The sequence below is a fragment of the Rhizobium sp. SU303 genome (assembly GCF_021052345.1).
In the GTDB taxonomy this organism is placed as follows: domain Bacteria; phylum Pseudomonadota; class Alphaproteobacteria; order Rhizobiales; family Rhizobiaceae; genus Rhizobium; species Rhizobium laguerreae.
This window is the reverse complement of the sequence record NZ_CP088096.1, coordinates 483,862-498,725: the sequence shown is the minus strand read 5'-3', so window position 1 is coordinate 498,725 and position 14,864 is coordinate 483,862. Positions and strand designations below refer to the sequence as shown.

Genomic DNA, 14,864 nt, shown 5'->3' with positions numbered 1-14,864 from the left:
GGCTTTGATAGCGCTCGACTTCCGGAGCTCCAAAGCCGCCGCAGCGAGAAGGGACATGCATGAGAGTGACAATCAGCAGAACTGACGTCGGCTTATCGGTCTATATTCACAAGAAAGACCTTGAGGAACCGATCATTTCGGTTGAGCACAAAAACCTATGGGGCGGCTTAATTTTGCTGAAAAATGGATGGCGGATAGCCCTCCCCGACCTATCGCAGAACAGGCGCCTGCCCGTTACTGTCGACGCGAGGAGGCTATCCAGTTAGCATGTGCGCAGGTTGATAGATGAGCGTCGATGCGAAGGGCAAGCTGCATACACGCCAAATAGGGGGCATCGAGTTCCCGATCCCTTGAAGGCGGCCATCGGCAAGAGGCCGCTCGTAAATCAGGCGGAATCCGATATGACGCAACTCAACGAAACAACGCTCAAAGGCCTCGTTGGCCGCATCCTTGACGATACTGGCGGAGCGTTTAGCGTGCCACTGGTACGGATCGGAGATGCACTCGGGCTATACAGGACACTGAAGATCGGGCCGGCGAATGCCGACGAACTTGCCGATGCCTCGGGATGCGCACCTCGTATACACCCGACAGCAAGGTGAAGTGCACTCCTGAATTCCAGAGCACTCGCTTCAACCTCGGACAGGCTTTCATGCAAATCAGGGAGATAGGAGACATGCTCGCTGATCCAAGAGAAACTGGGTTGCTAGCGATTGCACAGCAGTCGGCGGAGGGCGCTCTTCAATCTTCATCCAACGCGGCAAGGCGAGCCTCGGCACGGGCCGTATCGGTAATCCAAGCAATAGCCCTAATCATCAGCTTGTAACGGCATTCGTCCCCAGTGGTTCTGACATGACTTGCCTTGCAGCAATGTTCAGATCTCAAGCAGGAGAGAAAGACATGGCCCGTATCCAGGAACATGACCAATGCTACTCAAATAAGGACTACGACATCGCACGTGCCTTTTTTCACGCTAAGCCGCTGTTGCTGGCACAGATCGATGCCGCTGCCCCAAGCGACGATACAGTAGCCAACGATCAGGGGACGGTACAGTTCCACCTCATCGGCCAGAAGACCGATGATCCGCAATACAGCGGCATCATGAATGAAAACCAGGACAATCTTCTGGCAATCGGCGGTCTCATCCATGATTATATGCACACCAACTATCCTGATATTGGCTCGAAAAAGCTCGACATTAATACCTGGACGAACGTCGTCGGCCACATTCCCAACCTTTCGGCCGGACCGCAGAAACAGAAGAGCTATTCCAACAAAGTTGCCGGCACATCCGTCTCCGGCACTTTCCTCTCGCTAATCGCAAAGGCCATCGTTACCGACGGGGCATCTCTGATGACGGACTTTCAGTCGTTCTTGACCGCGATGAGCAACCTGACTTTCAGTGCCAACCGCAAGACGCCACATTACAAAGCGGTGACATGCACCTATCAGAATTATCTTCTCGGCAACGGCGGCGGGGGATACTTCGACTACGGCGCCATCGTCTTGCGGGAGATCGAGATCAAGGAACATTTCCTTGAGCTGAAATCCTGCTGCTCGTCGACGCAATACGTCAACATCGACATGAGCTACACTGAGGTCACCAATATCGTTCAAACCCGGCGCATCCGAAAAGGCGGTCCGGATTACGAGAAATTTCAGGAACTGGTGAACAAGAATTCCACCGAGCAGTTCAGGAAGGCTCAGAACTTCTTCAACGGCGGTTCGACGCCGCAACACGACATCGAGCCGCAAGTCTGACACCGGGTCGGCGCATTGCGGCTCACCCGACAAAAGTTCGGCTTAGGACGAACGCATCGACTCCAAGGAAGCGACAGGGCAACGGGGATGCTCTGTCGGGTCGTCAGATTTCGTGATCTCCGCGGCGCTCCGGAAAGGAACTGACATGAACCCATTCGCCAAAACAGTTGCGGGTCTTTTCCTCGTGGTCGGCCCTGAGAGCAATAGCCCCCTCGACGCAGAGAGGATTTGTTCAGGCTTGATCCAGAAACTGTCGGAAGATGCCTCCCGCAATCTGGATGCCCGAACCTGGCAGAACGCCGTGCAGATGGTCCCTGATCAGATAGAAAGTGCGACAACGTCGCAAACGGTGAACTGCATAATGCCGCTCGGGGGTTTGCCGGGCAACCTTGCGATGTTTTGCACCGGAGCCGTCAGTGGAAGCCATCGGCCCACACTGGCGAAATCCATTGGCTCCTACTTGGGAAAATTTGGGAAACCGACAGCGTTCAACTGCCTCATTCTGGATCAATCCGACACGGCTGAAATCCACCTCTATCTCACGTGCCTGAATGTAACGGAGGGCCGAAAATCGGAGAAATTTAGCATCTCGTCGACCCAACTTTCGGCGACGCTGAATCTTTCGAACAAGCAAACGCAGGCCACTATCACCAAGGTCTTCGGCTCCTTCCCGGCGACGAGCGACCAACCTTTCTACCTCCGCATGCTGAATTGATGCAGATGCTCACCTAATCAAGCTCAATGGAGGATATCCGTACCCGATGCTCTGGCCGCACGTAGTCCCGACTAGTTTTATCAGTGACCATGGACTAGGCGTGGACTCTTGGGATTCCCAAGTTTGAGCAAATCAGATTCAAGTCTGTCTTTTGGAGGCAGTCATGGGTGTTTTGGATCGATTGGTGCTGCGGGATGAACAGTGGGAGCGGATTGCTCCCCACATCATTGGTGACGAGCGCACGCGCGGTTCGTCAGGCCGCGACAACCGAATGTTTGTGGAGGCCGTGCTTTGGATCGTACGCACTGGCTCGCCCTGGCGTGACCTACCAGAGGTCTTCGGCGAGTGGAACAGTGTCTTCCGCCGTTTTAGCCGCTGGAGCCAGAAGGGTATCTGGTGGCGCATGTTTGCGGCGATGTCAGACGATCCAGATTTTGAATATCTGATCATCGACTCCACCATCATCCGCGCCCATCAGCACGAACTGCCGGCGCAAAAAGGGGGCTGAAGATCAGGCCCTTGGTCGCTCTCGCGGCGGCCTGAGCACCAAGATCCACATGGTGGTGCGCGGGTTGGGCTGCCCGGTTCGCTTCACACTCACCGCAGGCCAGAAAGGAGATGCGCCGCAAGCCGATGCCCTGATCGAGGGACTTCCCGCCAAGGTCGTCATGGGTGATACCGCCTATGACAGCGATCGCCTGCGCGCCGAAATCGCCGGAAAAGGCGCAGTCGCCGTCATCCCCAACAATCCTTCTCGTGCCAAAAAATATCCGCTGGACAAGGACCTCTATGCTCAGCGCCATCTGATCGAATGCTGCTTCTCAAAACTCAAGCAGTTCCGAAGGGTCGCCACGCGCTTCGAGAAAACCGCCCGAAACTACCAAGCTGTCGTCACAATCGCCGCAACCGTGCTATGGCTCAGATAACTGTCCACACGGCCTAGCGCCTCCTCCACCAAACGCGCCCGGTCAGAAATTTTGTGCGCGTGGGGATAGTTTCAAAGCAGGTCTGGATGCCATTGGAGCCGAGGTTTCCATGGCCTAATAGGATAACGGCATGGAGAGGCGATTCTTTCCTTCGAATCGTTAAGCAGCATTCATCACCGCATTAGTCGCCGCCGAAGCAATGCGGTCGACACGAGGAACGGTACGACTATGTAGATGCAGAGAACACCGATATGCAGGCAGACATTGGCGATTGGTTGGCCCAGCATTGTCGGGCGGATAAGATCTATCGAATGTGCCAAGGGCAAGAAGGCGGCTATCTGTTGGAATGCTACGGGCAATTGGTCTACGGGAAACACTGCGCCTGACAAAAACAACATCGGTGTGATGACAAGGGTTTGGTAGAATATGAAGTAATCGTAACTGGGCGCGAGGGCCGTGACGACCATTCCAAGGCTCGCAAAGGCTAAGCCCGTGATGGCGATGACCGGAAGAGCATAGAGAAGAGCCAGCCAGTGAGTGTATCCCAACATGGCGGCGACGATACCAATACCGGTGCCTGCGAGCGACGCCTTGGTTGCTGCCCACGCCATTTCCCCAACGACGATATCCCCTAGCGTGAGCTGTGTGTACAACATTGCTTCCCAGGTGCGCTGGCCCTGCATTCGGCCAAAGGCCGCATAGATAGTCTCGAAGGTTGCAGCAGTCATCGCGCTTGTCGCGATCATTCCAGCCGCCAAAAATGCAGTGTACGATACGCCGTCAACGCGCCCGACCATCACTCCCAATCCAGCGCCGAGCCCGAATAGGTATATTACGGGATCGGCTAGATTTCCGAGAATGGATGCCAGCGCCGCTTTTTTCCAAGCCAGATAGTTTCTGCGCCAAACTGCGAGCCAGTTCAAACCGCCGGCGGGTAATGTTGCTACGCCCATCGTCTACTTCTCCATCTCGCGTCCGGTTAACCGCAAGAAGACATCCTCTAGATTTGGTGGACGCTCCAGCAAGCGCAGGTTCGAATATGCACGCAGTTGCGCGCGCACCTGCTCTGGATCAGGCGTGTAGCAGAACAGGGTCTCTCCGCTGATTTCCAGTCGCCTAGCATTTGGCCTGATCAAAAGACTTAGCTCCTGCGGATCGCCACCATAAATTTCGATCACGGGACAGCCAATCTGCTCCTCGATCAGGGCATGCGGTCGGCCTTCGGCGATCTTTCGGCCAGCTTCAAGCACGCACAGCCGGTCGCACAAGCGCTCCGCCTCTTCCATGATATGGGTCGTCAGAAGAATTGTCTTGCCGCGTGCCAACAGCGATCGAAGTCGTTCCCAGATCAAGTGGCGCGCGTGTGGGTCGAGACCGGTGGTCGGCTCGTCCAAAATGAGTAGCTGCGGGTCATTAATGAGCGCACGCGCCAAAGTGAGGCGCCGCTTCATTCCTCCCGATAGGTCTGCCACACGCGTATTCGCCTTGCTTTCAAGTCGCGCAAATTCAAGCAGCGATGGGATGACCGTTTCGATTTCTCGGGTGCTCATGCGGAAGTAGCGGCCGTATACCAAAAGGTTCTCACGGACCGTGAATTCCAGGTCGAGATTATCGAACTGAGACACGATCCCGATTTTCGCGCGCGCCAAGCGAACCTGGCCCGGCTCCTGCGCTCCGAGTACAGTGATCTTGCCTACACTCGGCGACGTCATTCCTAGGATCATACGGGTGATCGTGCTTTTACCTGCGCCGTTCGGTCCTAAAAGACCAAAACATTCTCCTGCGGCGATAGTAAACGACAAGTCATTGACGACGATTTTACCACCATATGATTTCGAAACGCCGGCCAGGTCGATTGCGACTGGGGACAATGAGCCAGAAGGCGAATCCATTGCCTTAAATTTCCATTGGTGCTGCCGCTCCGATAGGATGAGATGATCCTGGTGCCGATCAGCGATCGTCGTCTTCAAATTCGTTAATTGCCCGTTCATTTCTTGTCCCAGATTTTGAGCTGCAGTGACGCGTTCATCACTCGCCACTATAGGCAATTTCAGATGTAGCCCGCCCTGGCATTTTGGTAGCGCCCTGCTGCCCAACAGTGGGCGCAATCGCGACTGATCCGCGCGACAGCCAATCGCTATTGGATAGGGTACAAAGGGCATAGGCCTTCAAGGGAATTAAGAGAAAGATGTTCACGAGCGTGTGGAGAGCAAAACCCAAAAACCTAAGTTCGCGGGCGCGATAGGCAGCCACGCTACAGCGTACAAGAGTCATGGATCCAATGACCAGGATCGTCCACCAGGGCAGTGTGGCGGTCAGCGCAAACTGGCCAATTCCTGTCAATACCGACAGCGCAAGAAGTAGCAGGCCGACATTTTGCCCGATTGCGTCCAGCGTGAGATACCGATCGAGACCAGGCAGTACAGGAAGCGCAAGCAAAGTATCCCGAAAGGTGCTGCGTGCCCACCGTAGTTGTTGGCGTAGATAAACACCCATCGTGTCTGGAACGACTGTCGCCGCGATGGCGCTCGGAACATACTCAGTTCGAAAGCCTGCGCTCAGCATGAGAATCGTCAAATGGCGATCTTCGCCGAAGTCACTCGGCTTGCCGCGATAAAGCTGCGTCTCGTACTGATCGAGCAGCGAAAGCATAGCAGACCGACGGTACATCGCACATGGGCCGCAGCAACACATAACTGCACCGAAGCGAGCTTGTGCCGCGCGCTCCTCGTTGCAGGCAAGCCAGTACTCCATGTCAATCAAGCGAGTTAGCCAGGTGTCCGCCTGGTTACTGGCTTTCATTTGGCCCATCGCCGCACCGACTGCTGGATCCCGCATTTTGTGGGCAAGCTTAGATACGACGTCGGGGGCGATCGTGGTGTCTGAGTCCACATTCAAAATGAGATCCCCAGAGGACTGGGTTATAGCGGCGATTTGCGCTTTGCGCTTTCCAACATTTTTAGGGAGAATTGTGAAGTTGAATCTCTCATCGTCTGCATAGGCAGCGCGCTGAGCCACAACCGCGTCGCGATTTTTGGAACCGTCGTCGACTACATAGATGCGCAATTTTCCGGCATAATCTTGCTCCGCAAGCGACGCGAGGCATTCCGAAAGAACGATTGGGTCCTCGTTGAAGCACGGCACGATGACATCAACGCTTGGCACGGGGTTGGTTTCAATGTCTTTCGCAGGTGTTGTTGAAATCGTTGTCCGCCTAGCATGAAAGACCTGCGCGCTCTTGTAAACGGTGGCGAGCATTGCATAAAGCGAGATGGCGGCGATGCTGGTTGTTGCGAGCAGGGTCATGGTTTCTCGTTTGTCCAGTGTTTCAGGGAAGTGAACGAATCTCGAATCCGCGGCTATGCAGTGCCGGAATAATTCGAGAGAGTGCTATGAGCGTCTGGTCACGGAGTCCGGCAAGCGAGCATTGCTCCACCTCATCGGGAGGACACCCGTCGTGCAAAAGCACGATTGCCCCAGGCCGAGCAGCAGCAAGCACCTCATCAACGATCACGTCGACGCCCGGGCAAGACCAGTCTCTAGGGTCGGCCGACCAGTGAACGGCTCCAAGTCCAGCCCTCACCGATGCTGAAAGGACGTCTTCAGTCCAAACCCCGTAAGGCGCTCGTAAGTGCCGGACCAAGGCTTGGGGACAGGCCGAGACAATAGCTTGATGCGCCTCGTCTATTTCACGTTTCACATCCTTGGGATCGCAGGTGGCGAGGTCGGGATGCGTCATGGTATGATTGGCGACATCATGACCTTCCGCCACAAGACGCCGAATGAGTTCGGGGTGATCCTTCACGTATGAGCCGATAGCAAAAAATGTCGCCGGAACGCGGTGCTCAGCTAGAACATCCAGGATTTGCGGCGTGCAGAATGGATTAGGACCGTCGTCGAACGTCAAGTAAACGCAGCGAGCTTCCTGGCCGCTTGTGTGATTGACCGGTACTTCGCTCATATATGCGGGCCGCTTCATAGTTCCGACCCGTTTCGTTCAATCAACGAGCCCGCGGGCCACTCAGTCATTGGACGGTCGACGGGAACCACCAATACGAGGACATCTTCAGTGCGCGTGGCTGGCAGGTCGGAATGCGCGTCTGGAAGCGTCGAGCGCACACGCAGCCCGGTCATGATATTTGCGGTACCGTCTCGGCAGTATCTTTCCATATGATTCCGCATGGCGTGGCGAACTGTTCCGAAAGCAAATGGAACGCTCAACTCGCGCAGAATCGGAAACATAGCGCGGACCGAGTGAGCGATTCCTAATCCTTCTAGATCCGGTCGCACTCCGTACAGGCCTAGCTCGGCCACAAGCAAATCAGTCGTACCGACTTTTATGAAGCGGCGTAACAAGCCCATGTGGCTAGCGACGCCGTGCGAGTCATATGCGATTGCGCGGCGTTCGGGCCTCGCACCACCCCAGCTTCGGCCAGTCTCGAACGGCTTGGCATTGAACGCTCCCGTCGGCCCATAGGTCTTGCAAAAAAAATCGGCGAGTTCCGCGTGGTCGGAAGCTTCCAGCTCATTTTCCCAGCATATTTTCCATCGCACTTCAGAAGACATGCAAAAGCTCCAAGTTGTTTCGTCGCCCAACCACGATCAGAGCTGCGCGATATTGTTGCGCATACTTGTTGGATTGCCGGTTAGGCAATCGAGCGGTTAAGAGATGTAAGAGTCTCAAATCGGGCCCCTGCCCGGCGCTTCGTTTTTTAGTTCCTGGTCCTGATATTGATCAAGTTCCGGGTTTTCTATAAGTGATCCGAAAGATTGGTAAAATTGATTGTTTGGATGGCAATCATCTATGGAATGGATATTCAACCCATGCGTTTTAAAGGCCTAGATCTAAACCTTCTTGTAGCACTCGACGCTCTAATGACCGAGCGCAAGCTCACAGCAGCGGCGCGCAGCATCAACCTCAGCCAACCCGCCATGAGCGCTGCCATCTCTAGGTTGCGCGACTATTTCCGCGACGACCTTTTTATCATGCAGAGACGGGAGCTAGTTCCGACCCCGCGTGCAGAGGCACTTGCCCCCGCTGTTCGCGAAGCACTCTTGCATATTCAGCTCTCCGTTATCGCTTGGGATCCAATAAACCCAGCGGAGTCCGACCGCCGATTCAGAATTATCCTCTCAGACTTCATGGCACTGGTCTTCTTCGACAAGATAATACTGCGCTTAGCTCGGGAGGCGCCAGGAGTCAGCTTCGAGTTGCTGCCACTTGACGACGATCCGGAGGAGCTTCTCCGCCGTGGTGATGTCGATTTTCTGATCCTCCCGGACTTATTCATGTCCGGCGCCCATCCGAAGGCAAGGCTTTTCGAAGAGAGACTGGTGTGCGTCGGCTGCCCTACGAACGAGCAGTTACAAGGGCAGCTCTCCTTGGAGCAATATATGTCCATGGGACATGTTGCGGCTAAGTTCGGACGTGGTCTCAAGCCTTCCGTAGAGCAATGGCTATTGATGCAGCACGGCCTCAAGAGGCGTATTGAGCTCGTCGTCCCGGGGTTTAACTTGATCCCGCCATTGCTGTCTGGCACTAATCGAATAGCAACCATCCCCCTGCGGCTGGTCAAACATTACGAACGAACTATCCCACTAAGAATCATTGAGCATCCTTTGCCGCTTGTTTCGTTCACTGAGGCTGTCCAATGGCCGGCTCTTCACAACACTGATCCTGGAAACATCTGGATGCGCGAGATTATGATCCAAGAGGCTTTGCGCATGGAATCTGAGATGGAAAGTTGTACGTCGTAAGCGGCACCGTCGGCTCATTTCACAGCCCCAGTAATTAGATCCATACGCATTGGCTGTGTTCCCAAAGGAGGTATTACGTTACAGGCGGCCCCCCGCCGCCTCAGCTCAGCTAGCAATCGAAGCTATTGCCGAGAGCGATCGTTTCTATCTGAGAAGGTGCGATTCGTAATGCTTTCCCTGGCCTCATGCAAAAGTGATTCAAAACTTTATTCCTGTAACTTATGTTCGGCCCATCGCGGAAACCAGCATCCAGCTGCGGCGACTTCCACGACCTTCCGCACATGCCTTCTGCGCGAAATTGAGCAACGCGCCGACCCGGGATAGTAGCCGAAGCTCTACTTTCGATCCCGCAATACTTGTTCTTGAGGATTTGCAACGGCGCCGGCGCGAGAAGTTAGCCGCGGCAATATGTCGAGCCACAATCCATAGTGTGGATGCTTTTGATCCACACAATCAATTTTACCAATGATGCCATATGATCCATAGCAGGGCAGCCGCGCGGCGAGATTCCGGTAAGTTTTATTGGTTTCTGTCGTCACTTCGCAGACGAGCCGGAACATCTTCCGATGTTCGCAGCAATTAGATCGAGCCTTCTCGCAAGGCCGTCGGCTTGTCGAAATTAGGCATGATGGAGAGGAATACAAATGGCTGATCAACTCACACTGGAAATTATCAGTGCGATCAATAAGCTCGTCAAAGCTGAAAACGGCGAAAGAACGAGCGTAGCCCTCGGCGAAATAACGACTGACACTGAGTTGACTTCACTTGGCATCGATTCGCTGGGTTTGGCCGATGTCCTTTGGGATCTGGAGCAGCTCTACGGCATTAAGATCGAGATGAATACGGCCGATGCCTGGTCGAACCTCAACAATATCGGCGACGTGGTGGAAGCCGTCCGTGGCTTGCTCACCAAGGAGGTCTGAATGGACAGGCGCGTCGTTATCACCGGATTGGGCGGACTGTGCGGACTGGGCACCGATGCTTCCTCTATCTGGACGGAGATGCGCGAAGGCCGCTCCGCCATCGGCCCGATCTCAAACTCAGAGATTCATGAGCTGAAGGGGATGATCGGGACCGAGATCAAGGTGCTGCCTCAACACGACATTGATCGCAAACAGCTCATCTCCATGGACCGCTTCAGCCTGCTAGCCGTGCTTGCAGCTAAACAAGCCATGCTACAGGCCGGCCTTTCGTGCAATGAAGGAAATGCCCACCGTTTCGGCGCGACAGTGGGCGTTGGCTTTGGCGGCTGGGACGCTACCGAGAAGGCCTACCGCACCCTCCTATTGGGCGGCGCGACTCGCACTGAGCTATTCACTGGGGTAAAGGCAATGCCTAGCGCGGCTGCCTGTCAGGTAAGCATGAACCTCGGGCTGCGGGGGCCAGTCTTCGGTGCCACCTCTGCCTGCGCCTCGGCCAACCATGCGATCGCTTCAGCGGTAGATCAGATCAAGCTCGGTAGGGCGGACGTTATGCTAGCTGGAGGAAGCGACGCGCCACTCGTGTGGATCGTGCTTAAGGCATGGGAAGCAATGCGCGTACTCGCTCCAGATACTTGCCGGCCATTCTCGGCCGACAGGAAAGGACTAGTTTTGGGCGAGGGTGCGGGCATGGCCGTGCTGGAAAGCTATGAGCATGCCGCCGCCCGCGGTGCAACGATGCTTGCCGAGGTCGCCGGCATCGGCCTTTCCGCCGATGCCTACCACATCGCTGCACCAGCTGTGCATGGGCCGGAGGCGGCGATGCGCGCCTGCCTTGTTGATGCGAGTTTAAATGCCGAGGATGTAGACTACCTCAACGCCCATGGCACCGGCACCAAGGCCAACGATCAGATCGAAACGACGGCGATTAAGCGCGTCTTTGGTGACCATGCTCGATCGATGTCCATCTCTTCTACCAAATCCACTCACGCGCACTGCCTCGGGGCAGCAAGTGCGCTCGAAATGATAGCCTGCGTGATGGCGATCCAAGAAGGTGTCGTGCCGCCCACCGCCAACTATCGCGAGCCAGACCCCGATTGTGACCTGGATGTGACCCCTAATGTGCCCCGGGAGCGAAAGGTGCGCGTGGCCATGAGCAACGCCTTCGCCATGGGCGGCATGAATGCTGTCCTTGCGTTCAAGCAGGTGCCATGAAGTTAAGACCGCCACGATTGAACCCCTTGTAGGGCCAGCAGCAAATGCCTGAACCAGGCGCCGCCGATTCCCTTCAGCAAGGCTTCGCTGCAATTCCGCAGATACTCAGGCATCTGAAAGCTCACGCTACACCGAATTCACCACGTGTCGCGGGGAGCTGGAGCCCGCTATTTTTCGACGCCGGGAGCTCTCACGCGGCTCGCCGGCGACCAAAGTTTAGGCCTCACCTTTTCTGCCCGCGAATAAGGAGTGTTGCTTTCGATTCCACCTCTGCCTTCACCCGATATCCCGCCAGGTGCCAGCTTGATCGCGAATTAGTCGCTGGTCCGGTGTTTTTGGGGCGCTTGCCGCTGAGTACGGAACCTGCCAAGTTGAATCCGCACATCTGATTGTGCCCTCCCCAAGCTGGTGAAACGCAAGGTCGCTGGTGCCGTCAGCCCCTTGTGCAGGATTTGCCTCGCTTGAGCAGACGACTTCAACCGGCCGCCAAAGGGGAAAGATTGCTGTTTACTCCTCTGTGAGCTCTGCCGTTATTAGTTGAATTCCAGCGGCAATCACCGACCACCCCCACGAACAAGATCTGAGAAGATACGATGACACGCAGCCAAAAAGAGAAGATGCTAGCAGGCGAAATGTACAACGCAGCGGACCCCGAGATCCAAGCCGAGTTGCTCCTCACCGGGGCTTGGTTGAAGCGGTATAATGACACGCTGGGCGACTCCGCCGAGCGGTGGAATGGGCTCCTTTTAGAACGATTGGGAGCAGTCGGGCTTGGAGCGGTTATTCGTCCTCCGTTCCACTGCGATTACGGGTTCAACATCCGGATCGGAGCTTGGGTTTACATCAATTACAACTGCGTCATTCTTGACGTGGCAGCGGTAACTATCGGTGACGGAACCGCAATAGGCCCTGCTGTGCAGATTTACACCGCGGACCATCCACATGATCCAGAGCAGCGCCAGGCTGGACTGCAGTTGGGACGACCTGTCAGCATTGGCAGGCACGCCTGGATTGGCGGTGGAGCAATCATTCTCCCGGGCGTGACAATTGGCGATCACGCTGTCATTGGCGCTGGTAGTGTGGTCACGCGAGATGTTCCTGCAGGAAGCACGGCCATGGGAAATCCAGCTCGGGTCAAGGCTGGTGGACGCTTGCCGAAATCATAAAAGCAGGCCTTGGGGTAAATCCGGCGGTAAAGGGCTGGTTTCTTTGCTTCTGCGAACGGACTTCTGGCCGCCATGGCCCTTTCGGTTCCAACTGTCGGCACTTTCACTCTGACGCCAACCTCTTTGCAAATGCGGCTGCGCAGTCCTGCTGACCGATTCGTGATCATGTTTGCATGCAAAGGGGCAACTACGCCTTAGGGTCAGCCCGCAGACACATACCGCTTCACCTGCAGAAAAACGAATTGCCTTTCAGCCCGTGCGCCGATGAAAAACAATTGGCGGCATGTCGTCGGCAAATAACAATTCCTGTTGGCGCGAACATTTTCAGAGGCAGGCCCCACGCCCCGGTCGTAGCTTATCAGTCGACACTTTGCAGAAGGCATCATGCGCTGCCTACAGCGTCTAATCGACGCAACCCGAGTGGGCGACATCCATATCGTGGATGATAGCTATCCCAACAATCAATTTTACTAATCTGTTTGGATTTATTAGCACGCGCTGGAGGACACGCGCCGAGCGGCGTCCGCCTCCTGATTACCTGTCGGGGGCTCTTGGGACATGGGTGACGAGCATGTGTGGGATTGTTGGCATAGTGGGACATAAGCCCGTGTCGGAGCGGCTGATCGAAGCCTTGGGGCGGCTGGAATATCGCGGCTATGATTCATCCGGCGTTGCTACGATCTTCGAAGGAGAATTGCACCGGCGCCGTGCGGAAGGCAAGCTCGGGAACCTTAAAACGAGATTGAAGGAAGCGCCCCTGAGCGGCACTGTCGGCATTGCCCACACACGATGGGCGACCCATGGCGCACCGACAGAATGCAACGCTCACCCGCACTTTACCGATGGTGTAGCCGTTGTTCATAACGGCATCATCGAAAATTTCTCCAAGCTAAAGGACGCATTGGCGGAGGTAGGGACCAAGTTCCAGACTGACACGGACACCGAGGTGATTGCGCATCTCCTGACAAAATTCCGCCGGGATGGCATGGGATGCCTTGAGGCAATGCATGCCATGTTGAAGTGCGTCGAGGGCGCCTTCGCTCTTGCCATCCTGTTTGAGGATGATCCCGCGACCATAATGGTGGCGCGCAATGGACCACCGTTAGTGATAGGCCACGGCGATGGTGAGATGTTTCTAGGCTCCGACGCGATCGCTCTTGCTCCGTTCACCAATGACATCACATATCTGAACGATGGCGATTGGGCTGTTGTAGGCAAAACGAGTGTCCAGGTTTTCGATATCGAAGGCAATGTCGTTACGCGCCCACGGCACATATCGCTTGCTACCGCAGACCTGGTCGGCAAGGGCAATCACCCGCATTTTATGGAGAAGGAAATCTACGAGCAACCGGAGGTCATCGCCCGTGCTCTTGGTCACTACATCAATGTCAACGATAGTCATGTCACAACGACTTCAACCGACATCGATTTCGCCGGGGTTGAGAGCCTCGCGATCTCCGCCTGCGGCACGGCATATCTTGCGGGACTAATTGGCAAATATTGGTTCGAGCGCTACGCACGCTTAATCGTTGAAATTGATGTCGCCTCTGAATTCCGTTATCGAGAAATCCCGTTGTCGCCGCGGTCGGCAGCGCTCTTCATCTCTCAATCTGGTGAGACGGCTGACACGCTTGCATCGCTGCGCTATTGCAAAGCACATGGTCTGAGAATAGGCGCTGTCGTCAATACGCGAGAATCAACTATGGCCCGCGAGGCAGATGCCATCTTTCCGATCCTCGCCGGGCCAGAGATCGGCGTTGCTTCTACCAAGGCATTCACTTGCCAGCTTGCTGTTCTCGCTGCGCTAGCCATCGGCGCAGGCAAGGCGCGGGGCACGATCACAGACGACGAGGAACAGGTGCTCGTCCAAAGTTTGGCGACCTTGCCGGGCGTTATGCGACAGGTGCTGAACGACATCACGCCGGAGATCGAACTCTTGTCTCGGGAATTGTCGCATTACCGCGACGTGCTCTATCTCGGCCGCGGCACGAGTTTCCCATTGGCCATGGAAGGTGCGCTGAAGCTCAAGGAGGTTTCCTATATCCATGCTGAAGGTTATGCGGCAGGAGAATTAAAACACGGTCCGATCGCCCTGATCGATGAAAATATGCCAGTCATTGTCATCGCGCCACATGATCGGTTCTTCGATAAAACTGTCTCCAATATGCAGGAAGTGGCCGCCCGCGGCGGCCGCATCATTCTGATCACCGACGAAACGGGAGCTTCGATGTCAAAGCTTCCCACCATGCACACTATCGTATTACCCGATGTTGCGGAGATTATCGCGCCGATGATCTTCTCTCTCCCGCTGCAGCTTCTTGCGTATCATACCGCGGTCGTTATGGGGGCAGATGTGGACCAGCCGCGGAATCTAGCTAAATCGGTCACAGTCGAATGATTGTGA

Annotated in this window: 14 protein-coding genes and 1 pseudogene; 10 read left to right on the top strand and 5 right to left on the bottom strand. The window is 55.5% G+C overall.

Going from position 1 to position 14,864, the window contains the following annotated elements; genetic code table 11:
- Positions 1-59 precede the first annotated feature (59 nt).
- The 5 genes and pseudogenes from nifT (at position 60) to RlegSU303_RS26930 (ending at position 3,402) form a co-directional block, all read left to right on the top strand.
- Positions 60-266, top strand: a complete 207-nt coding sequence (gene nifT, locus RlegSU303_RS26945) for a putative nitrogen fixation protein NifT (RefSeq protein WP_020048095.1) — start codon at positions 60-62, stop codon at positions 264-266.
- A 135-nt stretch (positions 267-401) separates the two neighbouring features.
- A pseudogene (locus RlegSU303_RS34420) lies at positions 402-581 on the top strand (hypothetical protein); the annotation flags it as partial.
- A 319-nt stretch (positions 582-900) separates the two neighbouring features.
- A complete protein-coding gene (locus RlegSU303_RS26940) occupies positions 901-1,761 on the top strand; it encodes a hypothetical protein (RefSeq protein ID WP_011654229.1) in 861 nt (286 codons plus the stop codon).
- 145 nt (positions 1,762-1,906) lie between these two features.
- Positions 1,907-2,476 carry a hypothetical protein gene (locus RlegSU303_RS26935; RefSeq protein ID WP_020048093.1) on the top strand — a complete coding sequence of 190 codons (570 nt, stop codon included), beginning with the start codon at positions 1,907-1,909 and terminating at the stop codon, positions 2,474-2,476.
- A gap of 163 nt (positions 2,477-2,639) precedes the next feature.
- Positions 2,640-3,402 (top strand): IS5 family transposase gene (locus tag RlegSU303_RS26930; protein WP_122330916.1). Its coding sequence is split into 2 segments (ribosomal slippage): positions 2,640-2,969 and positions 2,971-3,402, totalling 762 coding nucleotides; the frame shifts between segments, so codons are not numbered across the junction.
- A gap of 173 nt (positions 3,403-3,575) precedes the next feature.
- Here RlegSU303_RS26930 and RlegSU303_RS26925 read toward each other — a convergent pair.
- Genes RlegSU303_RS26925 through RlegSU303_RS26905 form a run of 5 tightly spaced genes read right to left on the bottom strand, consistent with a single transcriptional unit; the run spans position 3,576 to position 7,968 of the window.
- Entirely contained in the window at positions 3,576-4,355 is a 780-nt protein-coding gene (locus RlegSU303_RS26925) for an ABC transporter permease (protein ID WP_011654225.1), read from the bottom strand.
- 3 nt (positions 4,356-4,358) lie between these two features.
- Positions 4,359-5,393 (bottom strand): nodulation factor ABC transporter ATP-binding protein NodI, encoded by a 1,035-nt coding sequence (gene nodI, locus RlegSU303_RS26920; RefSeq protein WP_011654224.1) that lies wholly within the window; start codon positions 5,391-5,393, stop codon positions 4,359-4,361.
- 37 nt (positions 5,394-5,430) lie between these two features.
- On the bottom strand, positions 5,431-6,708 hold the full coding sequence (nodC, locus tag RlegSU303_RS26915; protein WP_011654223.1) for a chitooligosaccharide synthase NodC: 1,278 nt from the start codon (positions 6,706-6,708) through the stop codon (positions 5,431-5,433).
- Positions 6,709-6,730: 22 nt separating this feature from the next.
- Positions 6,731-7,381 (bottom strand): chitooligosaccharide deacetylase NodB, encoded by a 651-nt coding sequence (nodB, locus tag RlegSU303_RS26910; RefSeq protein WP_011654222.1) that lies wholly within the window; start codon positions 7,379-7,381, stop codon positions 6,731-6,733.
- Positions 7,378-7,968, bottom strand: coding sequence for a NodA family N-acyltransferase (locus RlegSU303_RS26905; RefSeq protein WP_003551805.1), 591 nt, complete (start codon positions 7,966-7,968; stop codon positions 7,378-7,380). The genes nodB and RlegSU303_RS26905 overlap by 4 nt, the downstream gene beginning before the upstream one ends.
- Before the next feature lie 258 nt (positions 7,969-8,226).
- Here RlegSU303_RS26905 and RlegSU303_RS26900 point away from each other — a divergent pair, with 258 nt between their 5' ends.
- The 5 genes from RlegSU303_RS26900 (at position 8,227) to glmS (ending at position 14,858) form a co-directional block, all read left to right on the top strand.
- Positions 8,227-9,159 (top strand): LysR family transcriptional regulator, encoded by a 933-nt coding sequence (locus RlegSU303_RS26900; RefSeq protein ID WP_003551803.1) that lies wholly within the window; start codon positions 8,227-8,229, stop codon positions 9,157-9,159.
- A 644-nt stretch (positions 9,160-9,803) separates the two neighbouring features.
- On the top strand, positions 9,804-10,082 hold the full coding sequence (locus RlegSU303_RS26895; protein WP_011654221.1) for an acyl carrier protein: 279 nt from the start codon (positions 9,804-9,806) through the stop codon (positions 10,080-10,082).
- The gene (locus RlegSU303_RS26890) at positions 10,083-11,294 is read left to right on the top strand and encodes a beta-ketoacyl-[acyl-carrier-protein] synthase family protein (protein WP_003551798.1); all 1,212 of its coding nucleotides are present in this window, start codon (positions 10,083-10,085) and stop codon (positions 11,292-11,294) included.
- 593 nt (positions 11,295-11,887) lie between these two features.
- Positions 11,888-12,460 (top strand): nodulation O-acetyltransferase NodL, encoded by a 573-nt coding sequence (gene nodL, locus RlegSU303_RS26885; RefSeq protein WP_003551796.1) that lies wholly within the window; start codon positions 11,888-11,890, stop codon positions 12,458-12,460.
- Between the two features lie 571 nt (positions 12,461-13,031).
- On the top strand, positions 13,032-14,858 hold the full coding sequence (glmS, locus tag RlegSU303_RS26880) for a glutamine--fructose-6-phosphate transaminase (isomerizing) (RefSeq protein ID WP_011654220.1): 1,827 nt from the start codon (positions 13,032-13,034) through the stop codon (positions 14,856-14,858).
- Positions 14,859-14,864 lie beyond the last annotated feature (6 nt).

What these genes read in the sequence shown, in the direction of transcription:
- RlegSU303_RS26935 (WP_020048093.1), top strand. Translation starts at nt 1,907, where the DNA reads ATGAACCCATTCGCCAAAACAGTTGCGGGTCTTTTCCTCGTGGTCGGC.
- RlegSU303_RS26900 (WP_003551803.1), top strand. Translation starts at nt 8,227, where the DNA reads ATGCGTTTTAAAGGCCTAGATCTAAACCTTCTTGTAGCACTCGACGCT.
- RlegSU303_RS26940 (WP_011654229.1), top strand. Translation starts at nt 901, where the DNA reads ATGGCCCGTATCCAGGAACATGACCAATGCTACTCAAATAAGGACTAC.
- nodI (WP_011654224.1), bottom strand. Translation starts at nt 5,393, where the DNA reads ATGAACGGGCAATTAACGAATTTGAAGACGACGATCGCTGATCGGCAC.
- RlegSU303_RS26905 (WP_003551805.1), bottom strand. Translation starts at nt 7,968, where the DNA reads ATGTCTTCTGAAGTGCGATGGAAAATATGCTGGGAAAATGAGCTGGAA.
- nifT (WP_020048095.1), top strand. Translation starts at nt 60, where the DNA reads ATGAGAGTGACAATCAGCAGAACTGACGTCGGCTTATCGGTCTATATT.
- nodB (WP_011654222.1), bottom strand. Translation starts at nt 7,381, where the DNA reads ATGAAGCGGCCCGCATATATGAGCGAAGTACCGGTCAATCACACAAGC.
- RlegSU303_RS26890 (WP_003551798.1), top strand. Translation starts at nt 10,083, where the DNA reads ATGGACAGGCGCGTCGTTATCACCGGATTGGGCGGACTGTGCGGACTG.
- nodL (WP_003551796.1), top strand. Translation starts at nt 11,888, where the DNA reads ATGACACGCAGCCAAAAAGAGAAGATGCTAGCAGGCGAAATGTACAAC.
- nodC (WP_011654223.1), bottom strand. Translation starts at nt 6,708, where the DNA reads ATGACCCTGCTCGCAACAACCAGCATCGCCGCCATCTCGCTTTATGCA.
- glmS (WP_011654220.1), top strand. Translation starts at nt 13,032, where the DNA reads ATGTGTGGGATTGTTGGCATAGTGGGACATAAGCCCGTGTCGGAGCGG.
- RlegSU303_RS26895 (WP_011654221.1), top strand. Translation starts at nt 9,804, where the DNA reads ATGGCTGATCAACTCACACTGGAAATTATCAGTGCGATCAATAAGCTC.
- RlegSU303_RS26925 (WP_011654225.1), bottom strand. Translation starts at nt 4,355, where the DNA reads ATGGGCGTAGCAACATTACCCGCCGGCGGTTTGAACTGGCTCGCAGTT.